The 24,570-nt window shown below is 58.8% G+C and carries 23 protein-coding genes and 3 tRNA genes; 13 read left to right on the forward strand and 13 right to left on the reverse strand.

Annotated elements, in window-relative coordinates; translation table 11 throughout:
• Positions 1-269: 269 nt before the first annotated feature.
• Together ACJ8J1_RS08370 and sodB are read left to right on the forward strand one after the other, a co-directional pair.
• The gene (locus tag ACJ8J1_RS08370; RefSeq protein WP_042784370.1) at positions 270-1,088 is read left to right on the forward strand and encodes a C40 family peptidase; all 819 of its coding nucleotides are present in this window, start codon (positions 270-272) and stop codon (positions 1,086-1,088) included.
• 200 nt (positions 1,089-1,288) lie between these two features.
• The gene (gene sodB / locus ACJ8J1_RS08375) at positions 1,289-1,867 is read left to right on the forward strand and encodes a superoxide dismutase [Fe] (RefSeq protein WP_004931333.1); all 579 of its coding nucleotides are present in this window, start codon (positions 1,289-1,291) and stop codon (positions 1,865-1,867) included.
• 64 nt (positions 1,868-1,931) lie between these two features.
• Here the strand turns inward: sodB and cydH are convergent, their stop codons facing one another.
• Positions 1,932-2,021 carry a cytochrome bd-I oxidase subunit CydH gene (gene cydH / locus ACJ8J1_RS08380; RefSeq protein WP_094143265.1) on the reverse strand — a complete coding sequence of 30 codons (90 nt, stop codon included), beginning with the start codon at positions 2,019-2,021 and terminating at the stop codon, positions 1,932-1,934.
• Between the two features lie 322 nt (positions 2,022-2,343).
• On the opposite strand from cydH, the gene purR reads away from it, so the two are divergent.
• The gene (gene purR / locus ACJ8J1_RS08385) at positions 2,344-3,369 is read left to right on the forward strand and encodes an HTH-type transcriptional repressor PurR (RefSeq protein WP_004931336.1); all 1,026 of its coding nucleotides are present in this window, start codon (positions 2,344-2,346) and stop codon (positions 3,367-3,369) included.
• On the opposite strand, the gene punR is transcribed toward purR, so the two are convergent.
• Positions 3,357-4,313 (reverse strand): DNA-binding transcriptional activator PunR, encoded by a 957-nt coding sequence (gene punR / locus ACJ8J1_RS08390; protein ID WP_033642916.1) that lies wholly within the window; start codon positions 4,311-4,313, stop codon positions 3,357-3,359. The genes purR and punR overlap by 13 nt on opposite strands.
• A 123-nt stretch (positions 4,314-4,436) precedes the next feature.
• On the opposite strand from punR, the gene punC reads away from it, so the two are divergent.
• Both punC and cfa read left to right on the forward strand, forming a co-directional pair.
• Complete coding sequence (gene punC / locus ACJ8J1_RS08395; RefSeq protein WP_033642915.1) at positions 4,437-5,648, forward strand: purine nucleoside transporter PunC; 1,212 nt, start codon at positions 4,437-4,439, stop codon at positions 5,646-5,648.
• 344 nt (positions 5,649-5,992) lie between these two features.
• Positions 5,993-7,144 (forward strand): cyclopropane fatty acyl phospholipid synthase, encoded by a 1,152-nt coding sequence (gene cfa / locus ACJ8J1_RS08400; RefSeq protein WP_033642914.1) that lies wholly within the window; start codon positions 5,993-5,995, stop codon positions 7,142-7,144.
• A 72-nt stretch (positions 7,145-7,216) separates the two neighbouring features.
• On the opposite strand, the gene ACJ8J1_RS08405 is transcribed toward cfa, so the two are convergent.
• Together ACJ8J1_RS08405 and ACJ8J1_RS08410 are read right to left on the reverse strand one after the other, a co-directional pair.
• Complete coding sequence (locus ACJ8J1_RS08405) at positions 7,217-7,510, reverse strand: I78 family peptidase inhibitor (RefSeq protein WP_033642913.1); 294 nt, start codon at positions 7,508-7,510, stop codon at positions 7,217-7,219.
• A gap of 54 nt (positions 7,511-7,564) precedes the next feature.
• Complete coding sequence (locus ACJ8J1_RS08410; RefSeq protein ID WP_033642912.1) at positions 7,565-8,215, reverse strand: riboflavin synthase; 651 nt, start codon at positions 8,213-8,215, stop codon at positions 7,565-7,567.
• 239 nt (positions 8,216-8,454) lie between these two features.
• On the opposite strand from ACJ8J1_RS08410, the gene ACJ8J1_RS08415 reads away from it, so the two are divergent.
• From ACJ8J1_RS08415 to ACJ8J1_RS08445, 7 genes are all read left to right on the forward strand, one after another.
• On the forward strand, positions 8,455-9,831 hold the full coding sequence (locus tag ACJ8J1_RS08415; protein ID WP_033642911.1) for an MATE family efflux transporter: 1,377 nt from the start codon (positions 8,455-8,457) through the stop codon (positions 9,829-9,831).
• A 181-nt stretch (positions 9,832-10,012) separates the two neighbouring features.
• Positions 10,013-10,089, forward strand: a tRNA-Val gene (locus ACJ8J1_RS08420).
• Between the two features lie 20 nt (positions 10,090-10,109).
• Positions 10,110-10,186 (forward strand) — tRNA-Val (locus ACJ8J1_RS08425).
• Between the two features lie 20 nt (positions 10,187-10,206).
• Positions 10,207-10,283 (forward strand) — tRNA-Val (locus ACJ8J1_RS08430).
• A 121-nt stretch (positions 10,284-10,404) separates the two neighbouring features.
• On the forward strand, positions 10,405-10,710 hold the full coding sequence (locus tag ACJ8J1_RS08435) for a cupin (RefSeq protein WP_033642910.1): 306 nt from the start codon (positions 10,405-10,407) through the stop codon (positions 10,708-10,710).
• Positions 10,711-11,103: 393 nt separating this feature from the next.
• Positions 11,104-12,516 (forward strand): pyruvate kinase PykF, encoded by a 1,413-nt coding sequence (gene pykF / locus ACJ8J1_RS08440; RefSeq protein WP_033642909.1) that lies wholly within the window; start codon positions 11,104-11,106, stop codon positions 12,514-12,516.
• Between the two features lie 308 nt (positions 12,517-12,824).
• Positions 12,825-13,061 (forward strand): major outer membrane lipoprotein, encoded by a 237-nt coding sequence (locus ACJ8J1_RS08445; RefSeq protein ID WP_004931354.1) that lies wholly within the window; start codon positions 12,825-12,827, stop codon positions 13,059-13,061.
• Positions 13,062-13,201: 140 nt separating this feature from the next.
• Here the strand turns inward: ACJ8J1_RS08445 and ACJ8J1_RS08450 are convergent, their stop codons facing one another.
• The 7 genes from ACJ8J1_RS08450 to sufA all read right to left on the reverse strand — a co-directional run bounded on the left by ACJ8J1_RS08450 (position 13,202) and on the right by sufA (position 20,122).
• Positions 13,202-14,215 (reverse strand): L,D-transpeptidase family protein, encoded by a 1,014-nt coding sequence (locus tag ACJ8J1_RS08450; RefSeq protein ID WP_033642908.1) that lies wholly within the window; start codon positions 14,213-14,215, stop codon positions 13,202-13,204.
• A 298-nt stretch (positions 14,216-14,513) separates the two neighbouring features.
• Positions 14,514-14,930 carry a cysteine desulfuration protein SufE gene (sufE, locus tag ACJ8J1_RS08455; protein ID WP_033642907.1) on the reverse strand — a complete coding sequence of 139 codons (417 nt, stop codon included), beginning with the start codon at positions 14,928-14,930 and terminating at the stop codon, positions 14,514-14,516.
• Positions 14,931-14,965: 35 nt separating this feature from the next.
• Positions 14,966-16,192 carry a cysteine desulfurase SufS gene (sufS, locus tag ACJ8J1_RS08460; RefSeq protein WP_033642906.1) on the reverse strand — a complete coding sequence of 409 codons (1,227 nt, stop codon included), beginning with the start codon at positions 16,190-16,192 and terminating at the stop codon, positions 14,966-14,968.
• On the reverse strand, positions 16,189-17,475 hold the full coding sequence (gene sufD / locus ACJ8J1_RS08465) for a Fe-S cluster assembly protein SufD (protein WP_047026202.1): 1,287 nt from the start codon (positions 17,473-17,475) through the stop codon (positions 16,189-16,191). Before sufD ends, sufS begins: the two co-directional genes overlap by 4 nt.
• A complete protein-coding gene (gene sufC, locus ACJ8J1_RS08470; protein WP_016927936.1) occupies positions 17,450-18,196 on the reverse strand; it encodes a Fe-S cluster assembly ATPase SufC in 747 nt (248 codons plus the stop codon). The genes sufD and sufC overlap by 26 nt, the downstream gene beginning before the upstream one ends.
• Positions 18,197-18,239: 43 nt before the next feature.
• Entirely contained in the window at positions 18,240-19,736 is a 1,497-nt protein-coding gene (sufB, locus tag ACJ8J1_RS08475) for a Fe-S cluster assembly protein SufB (RefSeq protein ID WP_033642904.1), read from the reverse strand.
• A 14-nt stretch (positions 19,737-19,750) separates the two neighbouring features.
• Positions 19,751-20,122, reverse strand: a complete 372-nt coding sequence (gene sufA / locus ACJ8J1_RS08480) for a Fe-S cluster assembly scaffold SufA (protein WP_004931368.1) — start codon at positions 20,120-20,122, stop codon at positions 19,751-19,753.
• A 525-nt stretch (positions 20,123-20,647) separates the two neighbouring features.
• Between sufA and ACJ8J1_RS08485 the strand changes: the two genes are divergently transcribed.
• Entirely contained in the window at positions 20,648-21,052 is a 405-nt protein-coding gene (locus ACJ8J1_RS08485; protein WP_004931369.1) for a hypothetical protein, read from the forward strand.
• A 45-nt stretch (positions 21,053-21,097) separates the two neighbouring features.
• On the opposite strand, the gene menI is transcribed toward ACJ8J1_RS08485, so the two are convergent.
• Positions 21,098-21,514, reverse strand: coding sequence for a 1,4-dihydroxy-2-naphthoyl-CoA hydrolase (menI, locus tag ACJ8J1_RS08490; RefSeq protein ID WP_016927938.1), 417 nt, complete (start codon positions 21,512-21,514; stop codon positions 21,098-21,100).
• Entirely contained in the window at positions 21,511-24,567 is a 3,057-nt protein-coding gene (gene ydiJ, locus ACJ8J1_RS08495) for a D-2-hydroxyglutarate dehydrogenase YdiJ (RefSeq protein ID WP_033642903.1), read from the reverse strand. Before ydiJ ends, menI begins: the two co-directional genes overlap by 4 nt.
• Between the last annotated feature and the right edge of the window lie 3 nt (positions 24,568-24,570).

Consider the following 24,570-nt stretch of genomic DNA (forward strand, 5'->3'; position numbering starts at 1 on the left):
AAAACATACGTTGAGAATAACATTTTTAATCCGACCATTTCACTAATATATTGCGCCGCGATGACGGCGCGGCTTAATTATATCCGCTACCGCCGCCTGGCGCTTTTTTATACATCAACAGGCTGATTTTAAACCAAAAAAAATGTCATTAACGTTTTCTCACAATATGGATTATTATTTATGAGTTCTTCGCTGTTTTATATGGCGAAATTCGGGAATACTGTAACTCTTTCGATATCCGTTTCGGGGCCAAGGTTGGTGACGTCGACATGCGTTTAATTCTTACGCTCTTTGCGCTGCTGTTTACGCAGCTCTTCTTCAATTTGGCGCACGCTGCGCCACAGGCGCGTGTTGCCGCCGAGCAGCGTAAAAGCCATGCCAATGAAGCGCGGCCCGATGACCGCAGAAAAAAGAAAGCGGATAAAGCCGCCAAAAAAGCCAAAGTGACGGCCCCCGAGAAAAAAACCAAGACCGCCAAGGTCAAAAGCGAGAAAAGCGCGAAAAAGATCGTCAGCGCCAAACCCAAGGCCAAAGCGCAGAAAACCGCCAAAATTAAAGTCACCCCGCCGAAAAAGGGCTACAAAAAAGGCTATGGCCGCCACCGCGAAGCCGGTATGGCCACCGCCAAGCTGGCGCGTGATGAAAAACCGTTGAAACTCAGCCCGGCGCACAAAAAGCGTTACCAGCACGCCAAGCAGACCGCGATGGCCAAGCTGATGGATCAGATGGGCAAGCCTTACCGCTGGGGCGGCAGCTCGCCGCGCACCGGCTTCGACTGCAGCGGCCTTATCTATTACGCCTATAAAGACGTGGTGAAAATCAAGATGCCGCGCACCGCCAACGAAATGTATCACCTGCGCGACGCGGCGCCGATCAAGAAAAGCGAACTGGAAAGCGGCGATCTGGTGTTCTTCCGCATTAACAACCGCGGCGTGGCGGATCATGTCGGCGTCTACCTCGGCAACGGCAAATTCATCCAGTCGCCGCGCACTGGCGAAGAGATCCGCATCAGCCAGCTCGACAACGACTATTGGCAGAACCACTACATCGGCGCTCGCCGCGTAGTGACGCCGAAAACCATCCGTTAATTCCCTGCTCTGCGCGGTTGCGGCCTCGGCCGCAACCGCCTGCTCAAGCTATCGCCCATCGCACTCCCCCACGCGCATTTCTCGCTTTTCCTCCTGTTTTTTATGATGAAAATTGTTAAGATTGAATGACCACAATAAAAAACGGCCCATCCGGCGTTCGCCCCGGCGAGAAGCTGAATGGCGCTGTAAAGGAGGAAGCAATGTCGTTTGAATTACCTGCATTACCGTATGAGAAAAACGCGCTCGAGCCGCACATCTCCGCCGAGACCCTGGAATACCACTACGGCAAACACCACAACACCTACGTGGTTAACCTGAACAACCTGGTGAAAGGCAGCGAGTTCGAAGGCAAATCGCTCGAAGAGATCATCAAGACCTCTAACGGCGGCGTGTTCAACAATGCCGCGCAGGTGTGGAACCACACCTTCTACTGGCACTGCCTGTCGCCACAGGGCGGCGGTGAACCGCAGGGCGAACTGGCGGCGGCGATCGTCAAATCCTTCGGCTCTTTCGCTGCGTTCAAAGAGCAGTTCACCGATGCCGCCGTGAAAAACTTCGGTGCCGGCTGGACCTGGCTGGTGAAAAAACCGGACGGCGCGCTGGCAATCGTCAACACTTCCAACGCGGCAACCCCGCTGACCGGCGAAGACAAACCGCTGCTGACCGTTGACGTGTGGGAACACGCGTATTACATCGATTACCGCAATGCGCGTCCAAAATACCTGGAAAACTTCTGGGCGTTGGTCAACTGGACCTTCGCGGCGGAAAACCTGGCGTAAGCGCAGGCCTTGCCTAAGTGATGAGGCGCAGCTTGGCTGCGCCTTTTTTAAAACTGGCGGGAAATCAGTTCAACGCGGCGACAAAGCTGAAAGCGATGATCATCGCCAATGCGCAAACGGTGGTGAACAGCGACATCTTCAGATCGGTATCCATGACAACTCCTTTAAAATGGGCTTTCCTAAGGATAAAAGGCGCACAATTAGTACGTCAAATCATTTTCCCACAGTTCGCCGATAAAATCTTGTTATCATTTCCCGGTTTATAATCTCGATTACCTCTTCCACTTTTGTTCAATATGCGACAAAATTCGCAGTTCACAACTGCGTACCGGCATTCATGCCCCTCCTGATTAAGCGCTGACGACTTCAACACTAAAAACTCAGTTTTCGCTTCTCTGGAGAAGGATCTACGTAGGCAAACGATTAACATCACACTTACATGCTGTAAACATGTGAGTTCAGGAGTCATTCCTTACATGGCAACGATTAAAGATGTGGCCAAACGCGCGGGCGTTTCCACCACCACCGTTTCGCACGTCATCAATAAGACTCGTTTCGTCGCCGAAGAGACCAAAGCGGCCGTGTGGGCCGCCATCAAAGAGCTGCACTACTCGCCGAGCGCCGTGGCGCGCAGCCTGAAAGTCAATCACACCAAGTCTATCGGTCTGCTAGCCACCTCGAGCGAAGCGCCCTACTTTGCCGAAGTGATCGAGGCGGTGGAAAACAGCTGCTACAGCAAAGGCTATACCCTGATCCTGTGCAATTCGCACAACAATCTGGACAAACAGCGCGCCTACCTGGCGATGCTGGCGCAAAAGCGCGTCGACGGCCTGCTGGTCATGTGTTCCGAATACCCGGATCAGCTGCTGGGCATGCTGGAAGACTACCGCAACATCCCGATGGTGGTAATGGACTGGGGCGCCGCGCGCGGCGACTTCACCGACACCATCATCGATAACGCGTTCGAGGGCGGCTATCTGGCCGGGCGTTATCTGATCGAACGCGGCCACCGCGATATCGGCGCTATCCCGGGCCAACTGTCGCGCAACACCGGCGGCGGTCGGCATCAGGGCTTCATGAAGGCGCTGCAGGAAGCGCATATCGATATTCGCGAAGAGTGGATAGTCCAGGGTGACTTCGAGCCGGAGTCCGGTTACAAGGCGATGCATCAAATTCTGTCGCAGAAACAGCGACCGACCGCAGTATTCTGCGGCGGCGACATCATGGCGATGGGCGCCATCTGCGCCGCCGACGAACTGGGGCTGCGGGTGCCGCAGGATATTTCCGTGATCGGCTACGACAACGTGCGCAACGCCCGCTACTTCACCCCGGCGCTGACCACCATTCATCAGCCGAAAGAGCGTCTGGGCGAAATGGCCTTCACCATGCTGCTGGATCGCATCATCAGCAAGCGCGAAGAATCGCAGGTGATCGAAGTGCATCCGAAGCTGGTCGAACGCCGTTCGGTCGCCGACGGTCCGTTCATCGACTACCGCCGCTGATCGTCCTCCCTACCGGAAGCCGGCGCGGCTTCCGGTGCCGCCTCACTCAGCCACTCCTGATTCAGCGTCTCGCCATCGCCCAAATACGCCAGCAGCCAGCTCATCGCCGGTGACGGTTTATCCTGTTGCCAGGTCAGGCAGCAGGGGCTGGCGGGAAACGGCTGCTGCAACTGCAACGCCTTCAGCTCACCGCGCTGCACCCGCGGCAGCGCCAGATGCGCCGGCATCATGCCGACGCACAATCCGGCGCACAAACAGTCGAGCGCCGAGGTCCAGTCCGGCACCACCAGCCGCCGCTGGTTATCCAGCGTCCAGGTGACGCGCTTGGGCAGATTGCGCGAGGTGTCTTCCAGACAAAGCGCAGGGTACGGCCTCAACCGATCGTCATTCAACGGCCCTGCCAGCTGCGCCAACGGGTGCTGTGGGCTGACTACGCACAGCCAGTTCATATCCCCCATGTCGCGGAAAGCGAAGCCGCCGCCGACCGGCACCGCGCGGGTGGCGCCAATCGCCATGTCCGCCCTGCCGTCCACCAACGCATCCCACACGCCATTAAACACCTCGGGTTGCAGCATCAACTCGACGTCGGGGAAATGGCGGTAGAAATCCAGCACCAGCTGGCGGCTGCGCTGCGGTTTGACGATGATGTCCACCGCGATATTCAGCTGACCGCGCCAACCGTTGGCCACCTGTTGACAGTGGCGGCGGGTGTCGAGCATTTTTTTGATAACAGCTCGCGCATCCTTGATAAACAGCGCGCCGGCCGGCGTCAGTTCCACATCTCGGTGACGCCGCTCAAACAGCGGCACCGCCAGCCATTGCTCCAGCTGCCGCACGGTATAACTTACCGCCGACGGCACCCGGTGCAGCTCCTGCGCCGCCGCGCTGAAACTGCCGGTGCGCGCCACCGCATCAACGACCTCGAGAGAATATTCAGACCACATCGCTTTGCCTTCAATTTTTTTAACAGCACTTTGCAAATATTACCGTTTCACAAGCAGAGATCCAGCCGGATACACTGGCCGGCGCTAAAAACCTGCGACACTAAAATATTAACGAGAAATACCATGCGAAATTCCTTTGGTTTTATGTTCTACCTCGCCGGCCTGAGCATGCTGGGTTATCTGGCGACCGATATGTACCTGCCCGCCTTCGGCGCCATGCGGGAGGAACTGCAAATTTCCGCCGGCGCGGTCAGCGCCAGCCTGAGCATCTTTTTGGCCGGCTTCGCCTTCGCGCAGCTGCTGTGGGGGCCGCTCTCCGACCGTCTGGGACGCAAACCGGTATTGTTGATTGGCCTGACGCTGTTCGCGCTCGGCTGCCTGGGCATGCTGTGGGTGGAAAATGCCGCGCAGCTCTGGATACTGCGCTTTATTCAGGCCGTAGGTGTCTGTTCCGCCGCCGCCATCTGGCAAGCGCTGGTGGTCGACCGCTATCGTGAAGGCCAGGCCAACCGCGTATTCGCCACCATCATGCCGCTGGTGGCGCTATCGCCGGCGCTGGCGCCGCTGCTGGGCGCCTGGCTGCTGAGCCACGCCAGCTGGCGCGCGATCTTCGCCGTGCTGCTGGCCATCACCGCCTTGTTGCTGTTGCCGACGCTGCTGCTCAAAGAGAACGCCAGGCCAAAACCCGCCGTCGACGCGCCAAAAAGCAGCGTCAGTTTTTGGCAATTATTGAAATCCCCGGTATTCAGTGGCAATGTCGCCATGTACGCCGCCTGTTCGGCCGGTTTCTTCGCCTGGCTGACCGGCTCGCCGTTTATCCTCGGTGATATGGGCTACGGCCCGAGCGACATCGGCCTGAGCTATGTGCCGCAGACGCTGGCCTTCCTGCTGGGCGGTTACGGGTGCCGCGCCGCGCTCAAGCGCATCAATGGCAAAACCCTGCTGCCGTGGCTGCTGGTAGCTTATGCTGTCAGCATGGTGGCCCTGTATCTGGTGGCAACCCTGACCAATCCGACGCTCACCACGCTCCTGATCCCGTTCTGCGTGATGGCGCTGGTCAACGGCGCCGGCTATCCGATCATGGTGGCCAACGCGCTGATGCCGTTCCCGGACAGCAGCGGCAAAGCCGCCGCGCTGCAAAATACGCTGCAGCTGGGGCTGTGTTTCGTGGCGAGCATGCTGGTATCGACGTTTATTGCGCAGCCGCTGTTGGCGACGGTGACGGTGATGGTGTCCACGGTGATACTGGCCGCGCTGGGGTATTTCCTGCAGCGGGGAAAAGCGGCCAAGGCGCCGCAAGAAACGCCGCGCGAACATGCTAACTCAGCGTCATAATTGCCAAGCTAAATAATCACTTAAAGAATATGCGTGCCGAGTGCGATTTACAGTTGAGTCAATGCCTCGGCGCGCCTATACTCAAAAACAACCTTGTAAAGTAACACCTTATAATCTCTATATCTCAATTAGCTGTTGTGTACGCGTCTTGCGTCACACTCTTTTTTTGAAGAGGCGTTTATCCTGCGCCGTTTGCGTCGGGTCGCTTCTTTAAATTTCCTCTGTTCATAGTCGGATATCAGACGCCGCGGGCTTATTTCCCGTCGGTATACGTATGCACCCGCAGAAATTGTCTAAGCTGTTTCCTAACGGGTCATCAGTCAGAAGAAGGTGATGGAGAAGCTATGAGTTCATCGTGTATAGAAGATCTGAGCATCCAGGATAACCAGTGGTACCGTATCGCGCACGAAATGCTCGGTCTGGCCGGTATCGAAATTAACGGATCGCGCCCTTTCGATATTCAGGTTAAAAACCCCGAATTCTTTAAACGCGTTTTGCAGCAAGGCTCCCTGGGTCTCGGCGAGAGCTATATGGATGGTTGGTGGGAGTGCGAACGGCTGGATATATTCTTCCAGCGCGTGGTCAGCGCCGGGCTGGAGAAGAAGCTCCCCCACCACCTGAAAGATACCCTGCGTATCGCCGCGGCGCGCCTGACCAATCTGCAATCGAAAAAGCGCGCCTGGATCGTCGGCAAAGAGCATTACGATCTTGGCAACGATCTGTTTACGCTGATGCTCGATCCTTACATGCAGTACTCCTGCGGCTACTGGAAAGACGCCGCCACGCTGGAGGAAGCGCAAGAAGCGAAACTGCGGATGATCTGCGAAAAACTGCAGCTGCAGCCGGGCATGCGCTTGCTGGACATCGGCTGCGGCTGGGGCGGCCTCTCCGCCTATGCGGCGAAAAATTACGGCGTGTCGGTGGTCGGCGTGACCATTTCCGCCGAGCAGCAGAAGCTGGCTCAGGCACGCTGCGCCGGGCTGGACGTGCAGATCCTGCTGCAGGATTACCGCGATCTGCATCAGCAGTTCGATCGCATCGTCTCGGTCGGCATGTTCGAGCACGTCGGGCCGAAAAACTATCGCACCTATTTCAACGTGGTAGAGCGCAATCTGGCGCCGCACGGCCTGTTCCTGCTGCACACCATCGGTTCCAACAAGACCGACATGAACGTCGATCCGTGGATCAACAAATATATCTTCCCGAACGGCTGCCTGCCCTCGGTGAGGCATATCGCCGAGGCCAGCGAAGGCCATTTCGTGATGGAAGACTGGCACAACATCGGCGCCGACTACGATCGCACGCTGATGGCCTGGTTCGAGCGCTTCAAGCAGGCGTGGCCGCAGCTTGCTCCACGTTATTCCGAGCGCTTCGAGCGGATGTTCAGCTATTACCTGAACGCCTGCGCCGGCGCGTTTCGGGCGCGCGATCTGCAGCTGTGGCAGGTGGTGTTCAGCCCGAAAGGCGTTGAAGGCGGCATCCGCGTCGCACGCTGAACGCTCCCCTAATAAAAAAAGCCCCGGCAACCTCATCGCCGGGGCTTTTTTTGCTCTTTCGAACCAGGCGGCTTAGCCGCAGTAAACGCGGATGATTTTATCGTTGCTATCGCCGAGGAAGTTCAGACGGCGCAGGTTGAAATCCATGGTGACGGCAGAGTTGTACGGAATGGCGCGCACCTTGGATTCGATCCGCACGCCTTCCAGCGACGTCATCGGCTTGCCGACGTAGTTTTGATACTGCGAAGCGCCGCAGGTATCGTCCGCATCGGCCACTTGCGCGCCGCCGCCCTGCTCAGGTGAACTGCTGCAGGCGCTCAGCGCCAGCAACGCGGTTAACAACAACGTTTTCCCATAAAACTTCACGCGTTTCTCCTCTCTGCTTATGATTCGACTCCGGCGGCAACGCCCGAATCGCTGTCAGTCTTTGTGCGCCGGCGCCACCGCCGCCGCCAGCGTCGCTTCCCGATTGGCCAGCACGCGTTCGACGGTGTCCACTACCGCCTGCGTCTGCGGATCGATCTCGATGTTCACCTTATCGCCCAGGCGTTTTTTACCCAGCGTAGTGCGCTCCAGGGTTTCCGGGATCAGATGCACGCAGAAACGGTTATTCACCACTTCGCCGATGGTCAGGCTAATGCCGTCGATGCCGATGAAACCTTTGTGCAGCACATATTTCATCAATTCCGCATTCGGCATGCGCAGCCATACCTGACGGTTATTTTCCGAGGTATAAATTTTGGCCACTTCCGCCGTGCAGATAATATGGCCGGACATCAAATGACCGCCAATTTCATCATTGAATTTCGCCGCGCGCTCGATATTGACGATGTCGCCCAACGCCAGATCGCCGAGGTTGGTCAGGCGCAACGTTTCCTTGATCAAATCGAAGCTGACGCGGTTGCCTTCCACCGCGGTGACGGTCAGGCAGCAACCGTTATGGGCCACCGACGCGCCCAGCTCCAGCCCCGGCAGCAGTTCTGCAGGCATCTCGATCACATGGGTGCGGAAATTGGGTTTCTCATCAATGGCGACCAGCGGCGCGGTGCCTTGTACGATACCGGTGAACATATGTGCCTCTTCTTACTCAATAGATTAAAACGCTTCCGGCAGTTTGCCCCAGTTGGCGCTGAAAACCAAATCCGCGACGGCAAAAAACGCGTCCCTGCGCATTTAATAACTATTTATCTGCGGCGTTTGCTTAACGACGCCGAGCAGGTACAATATTTTTGACAAAATTCCGCTATTTTAATTGTTGTCCTCTCGCGGCAGCCCTCCCTCCCACATATATAAAATAGAAAGGTGTATGCGTGCAGAAGTACTTAATTGAAGCGCGTAGTTTATTGGCTCTCGCTATCCCGGTGATCATCGCGCAAATCTCGCAAACCGCCATGGGCGTGGTGGATACCATCATGGCCGGCGCTTACAGCGCCACCGATATGGCGGCGGTGGCGGTCGGCACCTCTATCTGGCTGCCGGCCATCCTGTTCGGTCACGGCCTGCTGCTGGCGCTGACCCCAGTGATCGCCCAGTTAAACGGCGCCGGCCGTCGCGATCGCATCGCCCATCAGGTGCGTCAGGGCTTCTGGCTGGCCTCCGGCGTTTCCGTACTGTTGATCGTCGTGCTGTATAACTGCAAATTCGTCATCGACATGATGCACAACATCGATCCGCAGCTGGCGGATAAAGCCGTCGGTTATCTGCACGCCATCATGTGGGGCGCGCCGGGCTATCTGTTCTTCCAGGTGATGCGCAACCAGTGCGAAGGGCTGTCCAAAACCAAGCCCGGCATGGTGATCGGCTTCCTCGGCCTGCTGGTGAATATCCCGATCAACTACATCTTTATCTACGGCAAGTTCGGCATGCCGGAACTGGGCGGCGTGGGCTGCGGCGTCGCCACCGGCAGCGTCTACTGGATCATGTTCCTGATGATGCGCTGGTACGTGAAGCGCGCGCCGTCGCAGCGCGACATCAAGCGCCAGACAGGCGATCTCGGCGGCCCGGACTGGGCGGCGCTGAAGCGCCTGATCGGCATCGGTATGCCGGTGGCGCTGGCGCTGTTCTTCGAAGTCACCCTGTTCGCCGTGGTGGCGTTGCTGGTGTCGCCGCTCGGGATCGTCGCGGTCGCCGGCCACCAGATCGCGCTTAACTTCAGCGCGCTGATGTTCGTGTTGCCGCTGTCGCTGGGCGTCGGCGCCACCATTCGCGTCGGTTATCGTCTGGGAGAAGGGTCGGTAGAAGGCGCGCGCGTCGCCGCATACTCCGCCATCGGCGTCGGCATCACCATGGCCGTCTGCACTGCGCTGTTTACCGCCACCTTCCGCGAACCGATCGCCCTGCTGTACAACGACAGCCCGGCGGTGGTGGCGATGGCCTCGCAGCTGATGCTGCTGGCGGCGCTGTATCAAATCTCGGATTCAATCCAGGTGATCGGCAGCGGCGTGCTGCGCGGTTATAAAGATACTCGCGCGATCTTCTTCATTACCTTCATCGCTTACTGGGTGTTGGGCCTGCCGAGCGGCTATCTGCTGGCGCTGACCGATGCGGTGGTGCCGGCGATGGGGCCGAGTGGTTTCTGGATCGGCTTTATCATCGGCCTGACCTTCGCCGCCATCATGATGGCGCTGCGCATGCGCTGGCTGCAGAAACAGCCGACCACCGTCATCCTGCAGCGTTCTACCCGCTGAGTCCGTTCCCGGCCGGTTTTCTCCCCGGCCGGGCAGCGGGTTGCGGAAAAAAACGCCTGTCTGCGCACAACCTCAGCAATCGCGTGAAATACCGAATAAAATTGCGTTTTTCCCCTTGCCAGCACGCGGGTAGCTCGTTAATATTCGTCCCCGCTGTCAGCCATGACAGACAGGAAAAGATGCGTCCGTAGCTCAGTTGGTTAGAGCACCACCTTGACATGGTGGGGGTCGGTGGTTCGAGTCCACTCGGACGCACCAAATTCCAGAAGCAGTACAGTGCGTCCGTAGCTCAGTTGGTTAGAGCACCACCTTGACATGGTGGGGGTCGGTGGTTCGAGTCCACTCGGACGCACCAAATTTCACAAGCAGTGCAGTGCGTCCGTAGCTCAGTTGGTTAGAGCACCACCTTGACATGGTGGGGGTCGGTGGTTCGAGTCCACTCGGACGCACCATATTGCTGATTCACCTCTCCCCCTATCGCGTTATAATTCTCGCTGTTTCGTCTCTGCCCGACCGCTCGATTTTTCATGTCGATTGCGCCGAACTACCGCCATCAGCCATCAGGAACGCCACATGACCACCTTCACCGCCAACACCCCCTTTTTACTGCTCGACAATGGCCTTGCCCGTCGTGAAGGCGTGATGAGCGACGGTTCGCCGGCAGCGGAAGTGCGTTTCGAGACCGGGGCCTTCGGCCAGCTGCAAAAGCCCGCGCACGCGCTGCAAACCCGGGTGATATCGGGTGAATTCGAGTTCACCCTCGGCGGCGACACGCGGATAGTGCGGACCGGCGAGAGCCTGACCCTGCCGGCCAACGTCGCCAGCGGCTGCTTCTGCCTGAGCGCCGGTGTGCTGCTGGAAATCCCGCAAACGCGCTAAGCCGCATTTACAGCAAGGTTATTTGCGCAACAAGCCGTACGCAACGCGTTGCATTTGCGCCACATTTGCCCTCGTTTTGACATATCCGCCGCACCGCCGCGGTTTTTTATTTTGTTTCCCGCCGCTTAGCCTTTATAATGCGCAACGTCTATCAGTTGAATGGTTTCAGCCCTTGATCTGCGAAAACGCAATAACAACACGATTTAATCTCACCCCGTTGCGCAGCATCCCCGCGCCCCCGCGCGGGCTGAATTTTTCCGCCCCACATCAACTGTCGTCACCTATCCTTAACTATGTTTTTCACCACCAGGCACGGCTCAAATTCCCTATCGGCGTAAACAACGCCGGTCAAATTCGTTTTTTTATCCATCACAACTTGTAGAAAACTCCGCCATGAAAAAGACCAAAATTGTTTGTACCATCGGTCCAAAAACCGAATCGGAAGAAATGCTGACCAACCTGCTCAATGCGGGCATGAACGTGATGCGTCTCAACTTCTCTCACGGCGACTATGAAGAGCACGGCAACCGCATCAAGAACATGCGCGCCGTGATGGCGAAAACCGGTATCAACGCCGGCATCCTGCTGGATACCAAAGGCCCGGAAATTCGCACCATGAAACTGGAAGGCGGCAAAGACGCCTCTCTGGTCGCCGGCCAAACCTTCACCTTCACCACCGACCAGAGCGTGATCGGCAACAGCGAACGCGTGGCGGTGACCTACGCCGGCTTCGCCGCCGACCTGAAGATCGGCAACACCGTGCTGGTTGACGACGGCCTGATCGGCATGGAAGTCACCAACGTGACCGAGAACGAAGTCGTTTGCAAGGTGCTGAACAACGGCGACCTGGGCGAGAACAAAGGCGTCAACCTGCCGGGCGTGTCCATCCAGCTGCCTGCGCTGGCCGAGAAAGACAAACGCGACCTGATCTTCGGCTGCGAGCAAGGCGTCGACTTCGTGGCGGCGTCCTTCATCCGTAAACGCTCCGACGTGCTGGAGATCCGCGAGCACCTGAAAGCGCACGGCGGCGAGCAGATCCAGATCATCTCCAAGATCGAGAACCAGGAAGGCCTGAACAACTTCGACGAAATTCTCGAAGCGTCCGACGGCATCATGGTTGCCCGCGGCGATCTGGGCGTTGAAATCCCGGTAGAAGAAGTGATCTTCGCCCAGAAGATGATGATCGAAAAATGCAACCGTGCGCGTAAAGTGGTGATCACCGCCACCCAGATGCTCGATTCCATGATCAAGAACCCGCGCCCTACCCGTGCGGAAGCCGGTGACGTCGCCAACGCCATTCTGGACGGCACCGACGCCGTCATGCTGTCCGGCGAAAGCGCCAAGGGCAAATACCCGCTGGAAGCGGTCAACATCATGGCGACCATCTGCGAACGCACCGATCGCGTGATGCCAAGCCGCATCGATACCCTGAACGATCGCCGCAAGCTGCGCATCACCGAAGCGGTATGCCGCGGCGCGGTTGAAACCGCCGAAAAACTGGACGCACCGCTGATCGTCGTCGCCACCAGCGGCGGCAAGTCAGCGAAATCCGTGCGTAAATACTTCCCGAACGCCGTGATCCTGGCGCTGACCACCAACCAGACCACCGCGCATCAGCTGGTGCTGAGCAAGGGCGTTATCCCGCAGATGGTCAAAGAAATCGCCTCCACCGATGACTTCTACCGCATTGGTAAAGAAGCCGCGCTGGCCAGCGGCCTGGCGCAAAAAGGCGACGTCGTGGTGATGGTTTCCGGCGCGCTGGTGCCGAGCGGCACCACCAACACCGCCTCGGTACACGTGCTGTAATATAAAACGTGACATAATTATCTTGATCAAAACGCCGCTTTGCGGCGTTTTTTTTATCGGCAGTAAACTATTTTTCTCAAAACGCAACCGCGATCTGCTCATTATTTAGCTAATAACAAATCGGAGTAGTCCCATGGAAGCCGGCTGTTTTCCCTCGTTTTTTTAACTAATTTGTAAAACCAGATGCAAGTTTGAGCGAACGATCAAAATAAAGCACCTCAACACTAAAAAATTATTCTCTTTCGAAAAAAGTTTGTGTAATACTTGTAACGCTACATGGAGATTAACTCAATCTAGAGGGTGTTATAATGAATCGTACTAAACTGGTACTGGGCGCGGTAATCCTGGGTTCCACTCTGCTGGCTGGCTGCTCTAGCAACGCTAAAATCGATCAACTGTCTTCTGACGTTCAGACTCTGAACGCTAAAGTTGATCAGCTGAGCAACGACGTGAACGCAATGCGTTCTGACGTTCAAGCGGCTAAAGACGACGCAGCACGCGCTAACCAGCGTCTGGACAACCAAGCTCACGCTTACAAAAAGTAAGATAGCTTTGGTTATTGAAAACGGCGCACATTGTGCGCCGTTTTTTTTTGCCTGTTTGTCGCCTGGGCTTTCCAGCTCGGCGGGCAAAAAAAAGAGGTTCAGCACGCTGAACCCCTCTTCGACCGCTCAATCCGGCAAACTTAGTTCACCGAGCTGATTGGCGCTGCCTTGAATGGGCTCTTTTTCGCCGCAGGAGCCGCTGCAGGCGTTAAACTCACCTCAGACGGGCTCTCCCCTACGTTGACCAGCACCGGCATGCCAGAGCGGCGGACAACCGCGCTATCGAACACGGCGCGATCGGTTTGCCCATCGGCAGCAAAGGCTTTCTCCGCTTTAGACAACGCGATCGGCATGGTCTGCGGATCGTCGCTTTCCACCCGCGACAGCGGCTGGTGCACTTCCACATAGCGTTTGCCGTCCGGCTCGACCGAAATCTTCACCGGATCGTTGATCACCTGCACCCGCGTACCGCGCGGCACCATGTTGAACAGCGCCTCGATATCCGTCGGACGCAGGCGAATACAGCCGGAGCTGACGCGCATGCCGATACCGAAGTTGGCGTTGGTGCCGTGGATCAGGTATTCACCGCGCCCCATCGCCAGACGCAGGGCGAACAGCCCCATCGGGTTCTCAGGGCCGGCCGGCACCACCGCAGGCAGCGTCACGCCCTGGGATTGATAGCGCTTGCGGATGTTGGCGGTGGGCGTCCAGGTCGGGTTAGGGATCTTTTGGCTGATGGAAGTCACCTCAAGCGGCGTGTGCATCCCGGTCTGGCCGATACCGATCGGATAGACGATCACTTTATTCTCGCCTTTCGGATAGTAGTAAAGGCGCAGCTCGGCCAGGTTGACGATGATCCCTTCACGCTTGGTGTCAGGCAGCAGCATTTGGGTCGGAATGGTCAGCACCGTGCCTGGCTTGGGCAGGAACGGGTCGGTGCCGGGGTTGGCTTCCAGCATGCCCAGCAGGCCAATCTTGTAGTCGGCGGCGATCGCCTCCAGCGGACGGCCGTCGTTTGGCACGGTATAAGTGGTGTTTTCGCCGATCAGACGGCTGTCCGGCGGCGGCAGCGGGTATTCGGTCGCACTGGCGGCCTGCGTGCCGGCCAGTACGGTGGCGAAGACCATGCCCATTAAACTCAACGCACGTTTCATTATCATCCCTATATTTTTTATGACGGTTCGCCCCCAAGGCTAACGAGCGCCTGGCGGTGGGTAAATCAGACAATACCTGATTAATACTAGCAACGCTGGCATCAAAGGCAATAAGTTCTCTAAAAATCAACACGTTATAACGTAATCGCCGTCGTTGATTGTCAACGAAACGTCAATGGGTAAGCTGCTGAAATATCACTGAATTGGGGGATGAACCCTGGGGAAAACGGCGGATTGTAAAGACTCATTGACAAAGCGAATATATCAATGAGCCTTTAAAGAGCAGTGGCGTTAAGGATCAGGCCAGCTGAGCGGCTTTACTGCGAATGGCGCGGATCATCGCCTCCAGCCCCTGCGAGCGCGAAGGCGTCAGATGTTGGCTGAGCGCCAGCTCGGTGAAAAACGGCCGCACGTCGAGCTCGACGATTTGCTGTGGTGTCAATTGACGATAAAGAATAAACACCACCGCCAGCAGCCCTTTGACGATCGCCGCGTCGCTATCGCCATGGAATTCGACCTGCCCTTGCTCATCGCAGCGCATCACGATCCACACCTGGCTCTGGCAGCCGGAAATCAGGTTCTCGGCCTGCCGCTCGGCCTCGTCCAGCGGCGGCAATTTGGCGCCGAGTTCAATCACGTACAGGTATTTCTCCTCCCAGTTCAAACAGCGGGAGAAATTACGCACCAATTTGTCTTTGTCCGGCAAATTCGCCATGGGGATCCTTTTGTACCGCCGAGGACGCGCCCCGGCTAGCCTAACAGCTGATGAATGCGTTGCAGCCCGGCCACCAGCCGGTCCACCTCTTCGCGGGTATTATATAACGCCAGCGACGCGCGGCACATGCTCGGCACCTGATAAAACGCCATCAGCGGCATGGCGCAATGGTGGCCGGTGCGAATGGCGATGCCGTACTGATCGAGGAAGCTGCCGACGTCATAGGCGTGGTGTTCCCCCAAATTGAAGGCAATCACCCCGGCCCGATGCGCCGGACCATAGATTTTCAACGTCGGCACCTGCTTGAGCGCCTCAAGCGCGTAATGCATCAGCGACTGTTCATAATCGCGGATCGCATTCAGCCCCAGGGCTTCGACGTAATCGAACGCCGCGCCCAGCCCCATGATGCCGGCGGTATTCGGCGAACCGGCCTCGAAGCGCCAGGGCGGATCGGCGAAGGTGGTGCCCGCCGTCAGGCTGACCTGACGGATCATCGAACCGCCCCCTTCCCACGGCGGCATCTGCTGCAGGAGCGCCTGGCGCCCATACAGCATGCCGATGCCGGAAGGGCCATACAGCTTATGGCCGGAAAACACGTAAAAATCGCAGTCCAGCGCCTGAACATCGACGCGCTGGTGCATCACCGCCTGCGCGCCGTCCACCAACACCGTCAGATCCGGCGCCAGGGCTCTGGCGCGGGCGATAATGTCGCGCACCGGGTTGACGGTGCCCAGCACGTTGGAGACCTCGGTCAGCGCCAGCAGTTTACAGGACGCATCGACCAGTTCCGGCAGCCGCGCCAGATCCAGCGTACCGTCCGGCTGTAGCGGCCACACCCGCAGCTGCAGACCGCGCTCCTGCGCCAGCATCTGCCACGGCACGATGTTGGCGTGGTGCTCCATCTCGGTGATGAGAATCGCATCGTCCGGCTGCAGCAGGTGGCGGCCAAAGCTGTTGGCCACCAGATTGATGCCTTCGGTGGTGCCCTTGACGAACACCATCTCTTCCGCCGAAGCGGCGTTGATAAAGCGCGCCGCCTGCTCCCGCACCGCTTCCATCTGCTGAGTCGCCTCGGCGCTCAGGGTGTGGATGCCGCGATGCACCGCCGCATAACCGTGGCGGTAGAACTCCAGCTCGCGGTCGATCACCGCCTGCGGTTTCTGCGCGCTGGCGGCGCTGTCGAGATAGGCCAGCGGTTGGCCGTTCACCTCACGCGCCAGCAGTGGAAAATCGCTGCGCACGCGTTCAATCGGATAACTCATGCAGCCTCCCCCGGCAGACGCTGGGCGATGCGCGCCAGCACCCGTTCCCGGATGGTGTCGTTGGCGATGCCTTCGGTCAGCTCGGCGGCGAAGGCGAAGATAATCATCTGCTGCGCCGCGCGTTTGTCGATGCCGCGCGACTGCAGATAAAACAGCTGTTCTTCATCGATACGCCCCACGGTGGCACCGTGGCTGCACTTAACGTCGTCAGCGTAGATCTCCAGCTGCGGCTTGGTATCCACTTCCGCCACTTTCCCCAACAACAGATTGTGGTTGGTCATCTGCCCGTCGGTTTTGATGGCGTGTTTGGCCACTTTGATCATGCCGTTGAACACCGCTTTGCCGCGATCGCTGACCACGGTTTTATGCAGCTGGCGGCTTTCGCAGTAGCCCTTGTTGTGTTCCAGATAGGTGCGGGTATCGCAGATCTCCTTGCCCACCGGCAGCACCAGGCTGTTGATCACCAGATTGGCGCCTTCGCCGTTCAGCTGCGCGCTGGTGTTGTGGCGCGTCAGGCCGGCGCCCAACAGGAAGCTGTCGCTTTTCACCCGCGCGTCGCGGCCGATGACCAGATCGTTATGGGCAAAGTGGTAGCTCGGCCGGCTTTCAAACGCCAGCTTGCAGTGCAACAGCCCGGCGTTGTCCGCCACGTTGGCGGTCAGGCGCGCGCCGGTAAAGTGCGCGGCCTCGCTCAGGCTGACATAGTGTTCGATCACTTCCGCCTCGGCCCCGCGCCCAATCTCCAGATGATGACGATGATGCACGGTATTCACTTCCCCCGTCACGCCGCGGCCGCTGCTGATATGCAGCAGGTACAGCGGCCGTGTGGGGGCTTTACCGGCCGGCAGACGGATCAGGCTGGTTTCCTGCGCCAGGCTTTCGGTCAGATGCAGGAAGACTTCGGGCTGAATGGGCTCCGGCAGCGCCTGCGGCGTGCCGTAGGCGGTCAGCTCGAACTGGTAGTCGCCCAGATCGCCATCGCTGAGCGCGGCACTGTAGCGACCGTCGATAAACACCAGCCGGCAGGCGTCGATACCGAGCGCCAGCGCCTCGAGCTGCGCGGCGTTCACGGATGCGGGCTGCGGCTCAAGGAAGTGCTGCTCCAGCAGCCCCTCGAGCGGCGTGTATTTCCAGTTCTCATGTTTGCGCGTCGGCCAGCCGAGGCGCAGCGCCTGCTGCCAATGCGCCAGCGCATGGGGCGAACGCTCGCCGCCGCGGCCTTCGAACAGACGATACAGCTGCTGCAACGCGTTGGCGTTACTGTTGGTCGGTAAGCCAGCCATAGCCTTGCTCCTCCAACTGTTTCACCAGCGAGAAATCGCCGGATTTGACGATGCGCCCCTGGGACAGCACGTGTACGTAATCCGGCTGGATGTAGTCCAAAATGCGCTGGTAGTGCGTGACGATGATAAAGGCGCGCTTGCCGTCCCGCAGCGAGTTGACGCCGTTGGCGACGATTTTGAGCGCATCGATGTCCAGACCGGAGTCGGTTTCATCGAGAATGCACAGATCCGGCTCCAGCGCCGCCATCTGCAGAATGTCGTTGCGCTTTTTCTCGCCGCCGGAGAAACCGACGTTGACCGAACGGGTCAGCAGATCGGCCGGCATATCCAGCAGCGCGATCTTCTCTTCGATGAAATCGGCGAAATCGAAGCGATCCAGCGGCTCCTGTTCGCGGTATTTGCGCACCGCGTTGACCGACGTCTGCAGGAAGAAGTGGTTGCTGACGCCGGGGATCTCCACCGGGTACTGGAACGCCAGGAACACGCCTTCGCCCGCGCGATCTTCCGGATCCAACTCCAGCAGGTCCTTGCCCTTGAAGGTGACTTCCCCTTCGGTCACTTCGTACTCTTCACGCCCGGCCAGCGTGGCGGACAACGTGCTCTTGCCCGAGCCGTTCGGCCCCATGATGGCGTGCACTTCGCCCGGTTTGATCTCCAGATCCAATCCCTTGAGGATCTCGTTGCCTTCCACGCTCACTTTCAAATTCTTGATGCTTAACATGCTGTGTCCTCAGATAGCGCCGACGGCGCTAAAAATGCGGCGATTAGCCCACGCTGTGTTCCAGGCTGATGGCCAAAAGTTTCTGCGCCTCGACGGCGAACTCCAGCGGCAGCTCGGAGAAAACGTCCTTGCAGAAACCGTTGACGATCATCGAAATGGCGTCATCCTCGCTGATGCCCCGCTGCAAGCAGTAGAACAGCTGGTCGTCGCCAATCTTCGAGGTGGTGGCTTCGTGCTCCAGCTGCGCGCTGTTGTTGCGCGCTTCAACGTAAGGGAACGTATGGGCGCCGCTGTCCGGCCCGATCAGCATCGAGTCGCACTGGGTAAAGTTACGGGCGTTTTCCGCCCCCGGCAGGATTTTCACCAGGCCGCGATAGGTGTTCTCGCTGTGCCCGGCGGAAATGCCTTTGGCGATGATGGTCGACCTGGTGTTTTTGCCGATGTGGATCATCTTGGTGCCGGTGTCCGCCTGCTGATGGCCGCTGGTCAGCGCCACCGAGAAGAATTCGCCGATCGAATTGTCGCCCTGCAGGATCACGCTCGGGTATTTCCAGGTGATGGCCGAGCCGGTTTCCGACTGGGTCCAGGACATTTTCGAGCCGGCGCCTTCGCACAGCGCGCGCTTGGTGACGAAGTTGAGGATGCCGCCCTTGCTCTCGCCGCCGGAGAACCAGTTCTGCACCGTCGAGTATTTCACTTCGGCGTCTTTATGCAGGATCACTTCCACCACCGCCGCATGCAGCTGATAGCTGTCGCGCACCGGGGCGGAACAGCCTTCGATGTAGCTGACATAGCTGCCTTCGTCGGCGATCAGAATGGTGCGCTCGAACTGGCCGGTTTTGGCGGCATTAATGCGGAAGTAGGTCGACAGCTCCATCGGACAGCGCACACCCTTCGGCACGTAGACAAAGGTGCCGTCGGAGGCCACCGCGGCGTTCAGCGCGGCGAAGAAGTTATCGTTGGACGGCACCACGCGCCCCAGATACTGGCGCACCAGCTCCGGGTATTCCTGGATCGCTTCGCCGAACGAGCAGAAGATCACCCCGCTTTCCGCCAATTTTTCACGGTAAGTGGTGGCGACCGAGACCGAGTCGAAGATAGCGTCCACCGCCACCTCGCTGCCCTCACGCACCGGCACGCCGAGCTGGTTGAACGCCAGCTCCACTTCGCTGGTCAGGTAATCTTTTTCCGTCGCCGCGCCCGGTTGCTGCTCGGCGCCGGGCTGCGAACCGCAGGCGTCGTCGCAGCTGCCGCAGGACGGCGCCGAATAGTAACTGTAGTCCTGGTAGTTAAGGCGTTCGTAATTGGCCTTCAGCCAGTGGGGCTCTTCCATCTGCAGCCAGGCGCGGTAGGCCTCGAGGCGGAATTCCAGCATCCACTCGGGTTCGTTGCGCTTGGCCGAGATAGCGCGCACCACCTCTTCGTTGATGCCCTTGGCCAACTCATCGGTTGCCAGCTGGGTGAAGAAACCTTCTTTGTAGCGACCTTCGCTGACCCAAGCCTGCACTTCATTAGGCATTTCTACATTGCTTCGTGTCATGTTGATTGCATCGCTCAAACGCCAAAACTCTCGCCGCACCCGCAGGCATGCTGAGCTTTAGGGTTATTGAATTTGAATATCTGATTCAGCCCTTCGCGGACATAATCTACCGTGGTGCCGTCAATAAACGGCATCGCCTTCAGCGGCACATAGAGTTTGGCGCCGTCGCGCTCAAACAGCAGATCGTCATCGGCGGGTTCGCGGGTCAGATCCAGCACATAGGCAAAGCCGGCGCAGCCGGATTGTTTTACCCCTAGCTGCAGCCCTTTCACCTGCGGATCCTGCTGCATCAGTTTCGTTATTTGTCGTACGGCGCTGTCGCTGAGCGAAATGCCTTGCCAGACATTCTCGTCCAAAGAAAAAGTGCCGACATTTTCCGTTTGCATAGGGTCTACCTCACACTCGTGTTTGGCCACAGCCAATCTGGGTTACTTATATGTTAGTGATAACGATTATCACTTCAACCGTTTGTTTTGCGGGGGTATCCGCCGCGAGCGCGGTTTTTCGCTGCGGCGTGCGGCAAGCCAGCGGGACATCCGTGGCGGCTTGCGGCGTGTGGCGGCAAGGCGTGCATGCTATCCCTATGAATTTGTTCTTTATCCTGCATCACCGTACCGCACTCCCCGGTGGCCCGTCAGCGTTACAGCGCCGCGGTGCGTTGCCGATCTAAACATTCATAGAAAATACCTATTTCTGCATTCTGTCTGTCGTAAATGTGCGTTTATCGGCATTTTGCGCCGCGGCGCAAGGCGCGGCCTTTAAGTTAAAGTTTAGTCGCTCTGGGTTAAGTTGGGCCGTCGATGGCCTTTTACCCCCATGGAATGAAAAAACGCCGCCACGGGGATTGATCGGCAACGCGGCAGTTTATATGATAATGATTATCATTCAATTTGAATTTGAGCGCGAAGCCAATGACTCTTTCGATCAACGCATGGTTGCTGGGCAAGATTGATGACTACAAATTCAGCGTGCGCGACGCCACGGTGGACTTTTATATGGCCGAAGCGGCGCTGCGCCGCCCGGAATGCAATATTGATCATCTGAAGCGGTACAACAGCGTCAGCCTCACCATGGCCAATCTGTGCCTGGAGAACGGCGATGATGACAGCTATCTGCACGCGCTCAGCAAGCTGCACAACCGGCTGATCGTCGAGATCAACAATCCGCAGCGCTGCCAGCTGTTTCGGGTGCAAAGCTACCACTTCGCCCGCCACACGCTGACGCTGATCTGCCAAAAATATGCGATGGAAGGCACCTGGGAGAAGGCGAACGCGTTTCAGAAGGACTTCGTCAAACGCGTGCCGTTTCAGCTGTAAAACGAAGCGCTCCGCAGGCCGATCGCCTGCGGAAACCGGCGGGGATCAGTCGATGACCGCCGTGGTCAGACGCGAGGTGCAGCACAGCCGATCGCGCGCGTCGAAGATCTCTATCTGCCACACCTGATGACGGCGGCCAACGTGCAGCGCGCGGCACACCCCGCGCACCTGGCCATCGAACACCGCCCGCAGGTGGTTGGCGTTGATCTCCAGCCCCACCACCTTCTGTTCGCCTTCGCTGCACAGGTAGCCGGCCATCGATCCCATCGATTCCGCCAGCACCACCGACGCCCCGCCGTGCAACAGCCCGAACGGCTGCCGGGTGCGGCCGTCCACCGGCATGGTGGCCTCCAGGAAATCCTCGCCCAGCTGAGTAAACTCGATGCCCACATGGCTGACCATGCAGCCGTCGCCGGCGCGGTTCAGCTGCTCCAGCGATGTTTCACGTTTCCACAATTTCACTCAATCATCTCCAGAAGTGCCTGTAATGGGTGGCGCACGCCATTGCCCTCAATGCGTTTCACCTGGCTGCGGCAGGAATAGCCGGTCGCCAGGCAGCGCTGACGCGGCAAACGCTGCAGCGTCGGATGCCATGATAGCTCATAAATGCCGAGCGAGTTTTGCAGGTTCTTGGCTTCATGGCCGTAAGTGCCGGCCATGCCGCAGCAGCCGACGCTGACGTTCTCCAGTTTGGCGCCGAAGCGGGCGAAGATCGCCGCCCACTGTTGGCCGCTGGCCGGCAGCGCGGTGGTTTCAGTGCAGTGACCGAACAGATACCAGGGTTCGCCGGTCGCCGGCTGTTCGGCGCGATCCGCGATCCGCTGTTGCAACCATTCATGCACCAGCTGCACCTGAAAATCGCCGCGCTCGGCGCCGAGGATCTCGCGGTATTCGTCGCGATAGCACAGCACCAGCGCCGGATCGACGCCCACCAGCGGCATGCCGAGCTGCGCCACGCGGTTGAGGAAATCGGCGGTTTTGCGCGCGGTGCGGGCGAACCGCGTCAGGAAGCCCTTCACATGCTGCGCCTTGCCGTTCGGCGAGAACGGCAGCAGCACCGGTTTATAGCCAAGCTTTTCCACCAGCCGGACGAAATCCGCCACCACTTTGGCGTCGTAATAGCTGGTGAACGGATCCTGAACAATCAGCACGTGTTCTTCGCGTTGCTCGGCGTTCAACCCTTCCAACTGTTCCAGCGTCAGCGTGGTCGCCCGGTGGCCTGACAGCTGCTGACGCAGCGTCGGGCTGGACAACAGCGGCAGATCGACCATGCCGACGGCGTTGCGGCTCATCTCCCGCAGCCACGGCTGGCGGAAGAAGAAGTTGAACACCTTCGGCGCGCGGGCCATCAATGGGGTATAGCTCTCTACGCCGGCGACCATGTAGTCGCTCACCGGGCGCAGGTAGCGGGTATGGTAAAGCTGCAGGAAGCGCGAACGGAACCCCGGCACGTCAATTTTGATCGGGCACTGGGTGGAACAGGCCTTGCAGGCCAGACAGCCGGACATCGCCTCTTTCACTTCGTGCGAAAAGTCGTACTCGCCCTTACCGGCATGCCAGCTGTTGCGGGTTTTCTCGATTAGACCGCGCAAGCTGAGGCGCTGCTGCGGCAGCTGTTTCTCCAGCGCCAACGGATCGATGCCCTGCTCGGCCAACAGACGCAGCCACTCGCGCACCAGCGTCGCCCGCCCTTTCGGCGAATGAATGCGGTTGCCGCTGATCTTCATCGACGGGCACATCGGGCTGCGCACGTCGAAGTTGAAGCACAGGCCGTTGCCGTTACACTCCAGCGCGCCGCGGAACGAGGTGCGCACCTCGACCGGGATCTGGCGATCGAAGGTGCCGCGTTTGACCGCATCCACCTGCATCATCGGCGCATCCACCGCCAGCGGCGCACAGATCTTGCCCGGGTTCAGCCGGTTATCCGGATCAAACGCCGTCTTGATGCGGCGCAGCTCCTCGTACAGCGTTTCCCCGAAGAATTCAGGGCTGTACTCGGCGCGGAACCCCTTGCCATGCTCGCCCCACAGCAGGCCGCCGTATTTGGCGGTGAGCGCCACCACCCGATCGGAGATCTGCTTCATCAGCACTTCCTGCTGGGGGTCGCACATGTCGAGCGCCGGACGCACGTGCAGCACCCCGGCATCGACGTGGCCGAACATGCCATAGCTCAGCTTGTGGTCGTCGAGCAGTTGGCGGAACTCGACGATATAGTCCGCCAGGTGCTGCGGCGGCACGCAAGTATCCTCGGCGAACGGGATCGGCTTGGCGCGCCCTTTGGCGTTGCCCAGCAGCCCGACCGCCTTCTTGCGCATGTTGTAAATGCGCTCGATGCCCGCCAGGTCGCCGCAGATCTGGTACCCGATCACGCCGGCCTGCCGCTGGGCGATCAGTTCATCCAGCCGTTGGCACAGGGTCTCCATCTGGCCGTCGATCAGCGCGCGGTCGTCGCCGGCGAATTCGACGATGTTCAGCCCAAGCATCTCTTTATCCGGCACGTCGGCGATCAGTTCGCTTACCGAATGCCAAACGATATCTTCACGCGCCAGATTCAGCACCTTGGAGTCGATGGTTTCCACCGACAGCGCCTTGGCCTCGACCATAAAGGGCGCATTGCGCAGCGCCGAGTCGAAGGAGTCGTATTTCACGTTAACCAGACGACGCACCTTCGGCAGCGGCGTAATGTCCAGCCGCGCTTCGGTGATAAAGGCCAGCGTGCCTTCCGCACCGGTGAGGATGCGCGTCAGATCGAAGGTTTGCAGATCGTCGCTCAGCACGTGGCGCAGGTCGTAGCCGGTGAGGAAGCGGTTGAGTTTGGGGAATTTTTCCAGGATCAGCGCGCGCTGCTCGCGGCAGCGATTAAGCACCGTGCGGTAGATGCGCCCTTCGGCGGTCTCTTCCAGGGCAATCGTTTCCGCCAGCGCCGTCGGCATGGCGCGGGTGTCGATCATCTCGCCGCCCAGCAGCACCGCCCGCAGGCCCAACACGTGATCGGAGGTTTTGCCGTATACCAGCGAGCCCTGGCCGGAGGCGTCGGTGTTGATCATGCCGCCCAAGGTGGCGCGGTTGCTGGTGGACAGTTCCGGCGAGAAGAAGTAGCCGAACGGCCGCAAATATTGATTCAGCTGATCCTTGATGACCCCGGCTTCGACTTTCACCCAGCCCTGTTCGACGTTGATCTCCAGAATGCGGTTCATATGACGCGACATATCGACCACGATGCCGGTATTTAGCGACTGACCGTTGGTGCCGGTGCCGCCGCCGCGCGGGCTGAAGGTCAGCGTATTGAAACGCTCTTCCCCCGCCAGGCGGGCGATCAACGCCACGTCGGCGGTGGAACGGGGAAACACCACCGCATCGGGCAACAGCTGGTAAATGCTGTTGTCGGTGGCCATCGTCAGCCGGTCGGCGTAGCTGGTGGCGGTATCGCCGTTGAATCCGTTTTGCTTCAGTGCTTCCAAAAAGTCGAGCACCCGTTGAACGAGGCCGGGCGCCTGAGAAATCTGTGGGATCATTCG

This window comes from Serratia sp. CY37869 (assembly GCF_052168895.1).
Taxonomy (GTDB): Bacteria; Pseudomonadota; Gammaproteobacteria; order Enterobacterales; family Enterobacteriaceae; genus Serratia; species Serratia ureilytica.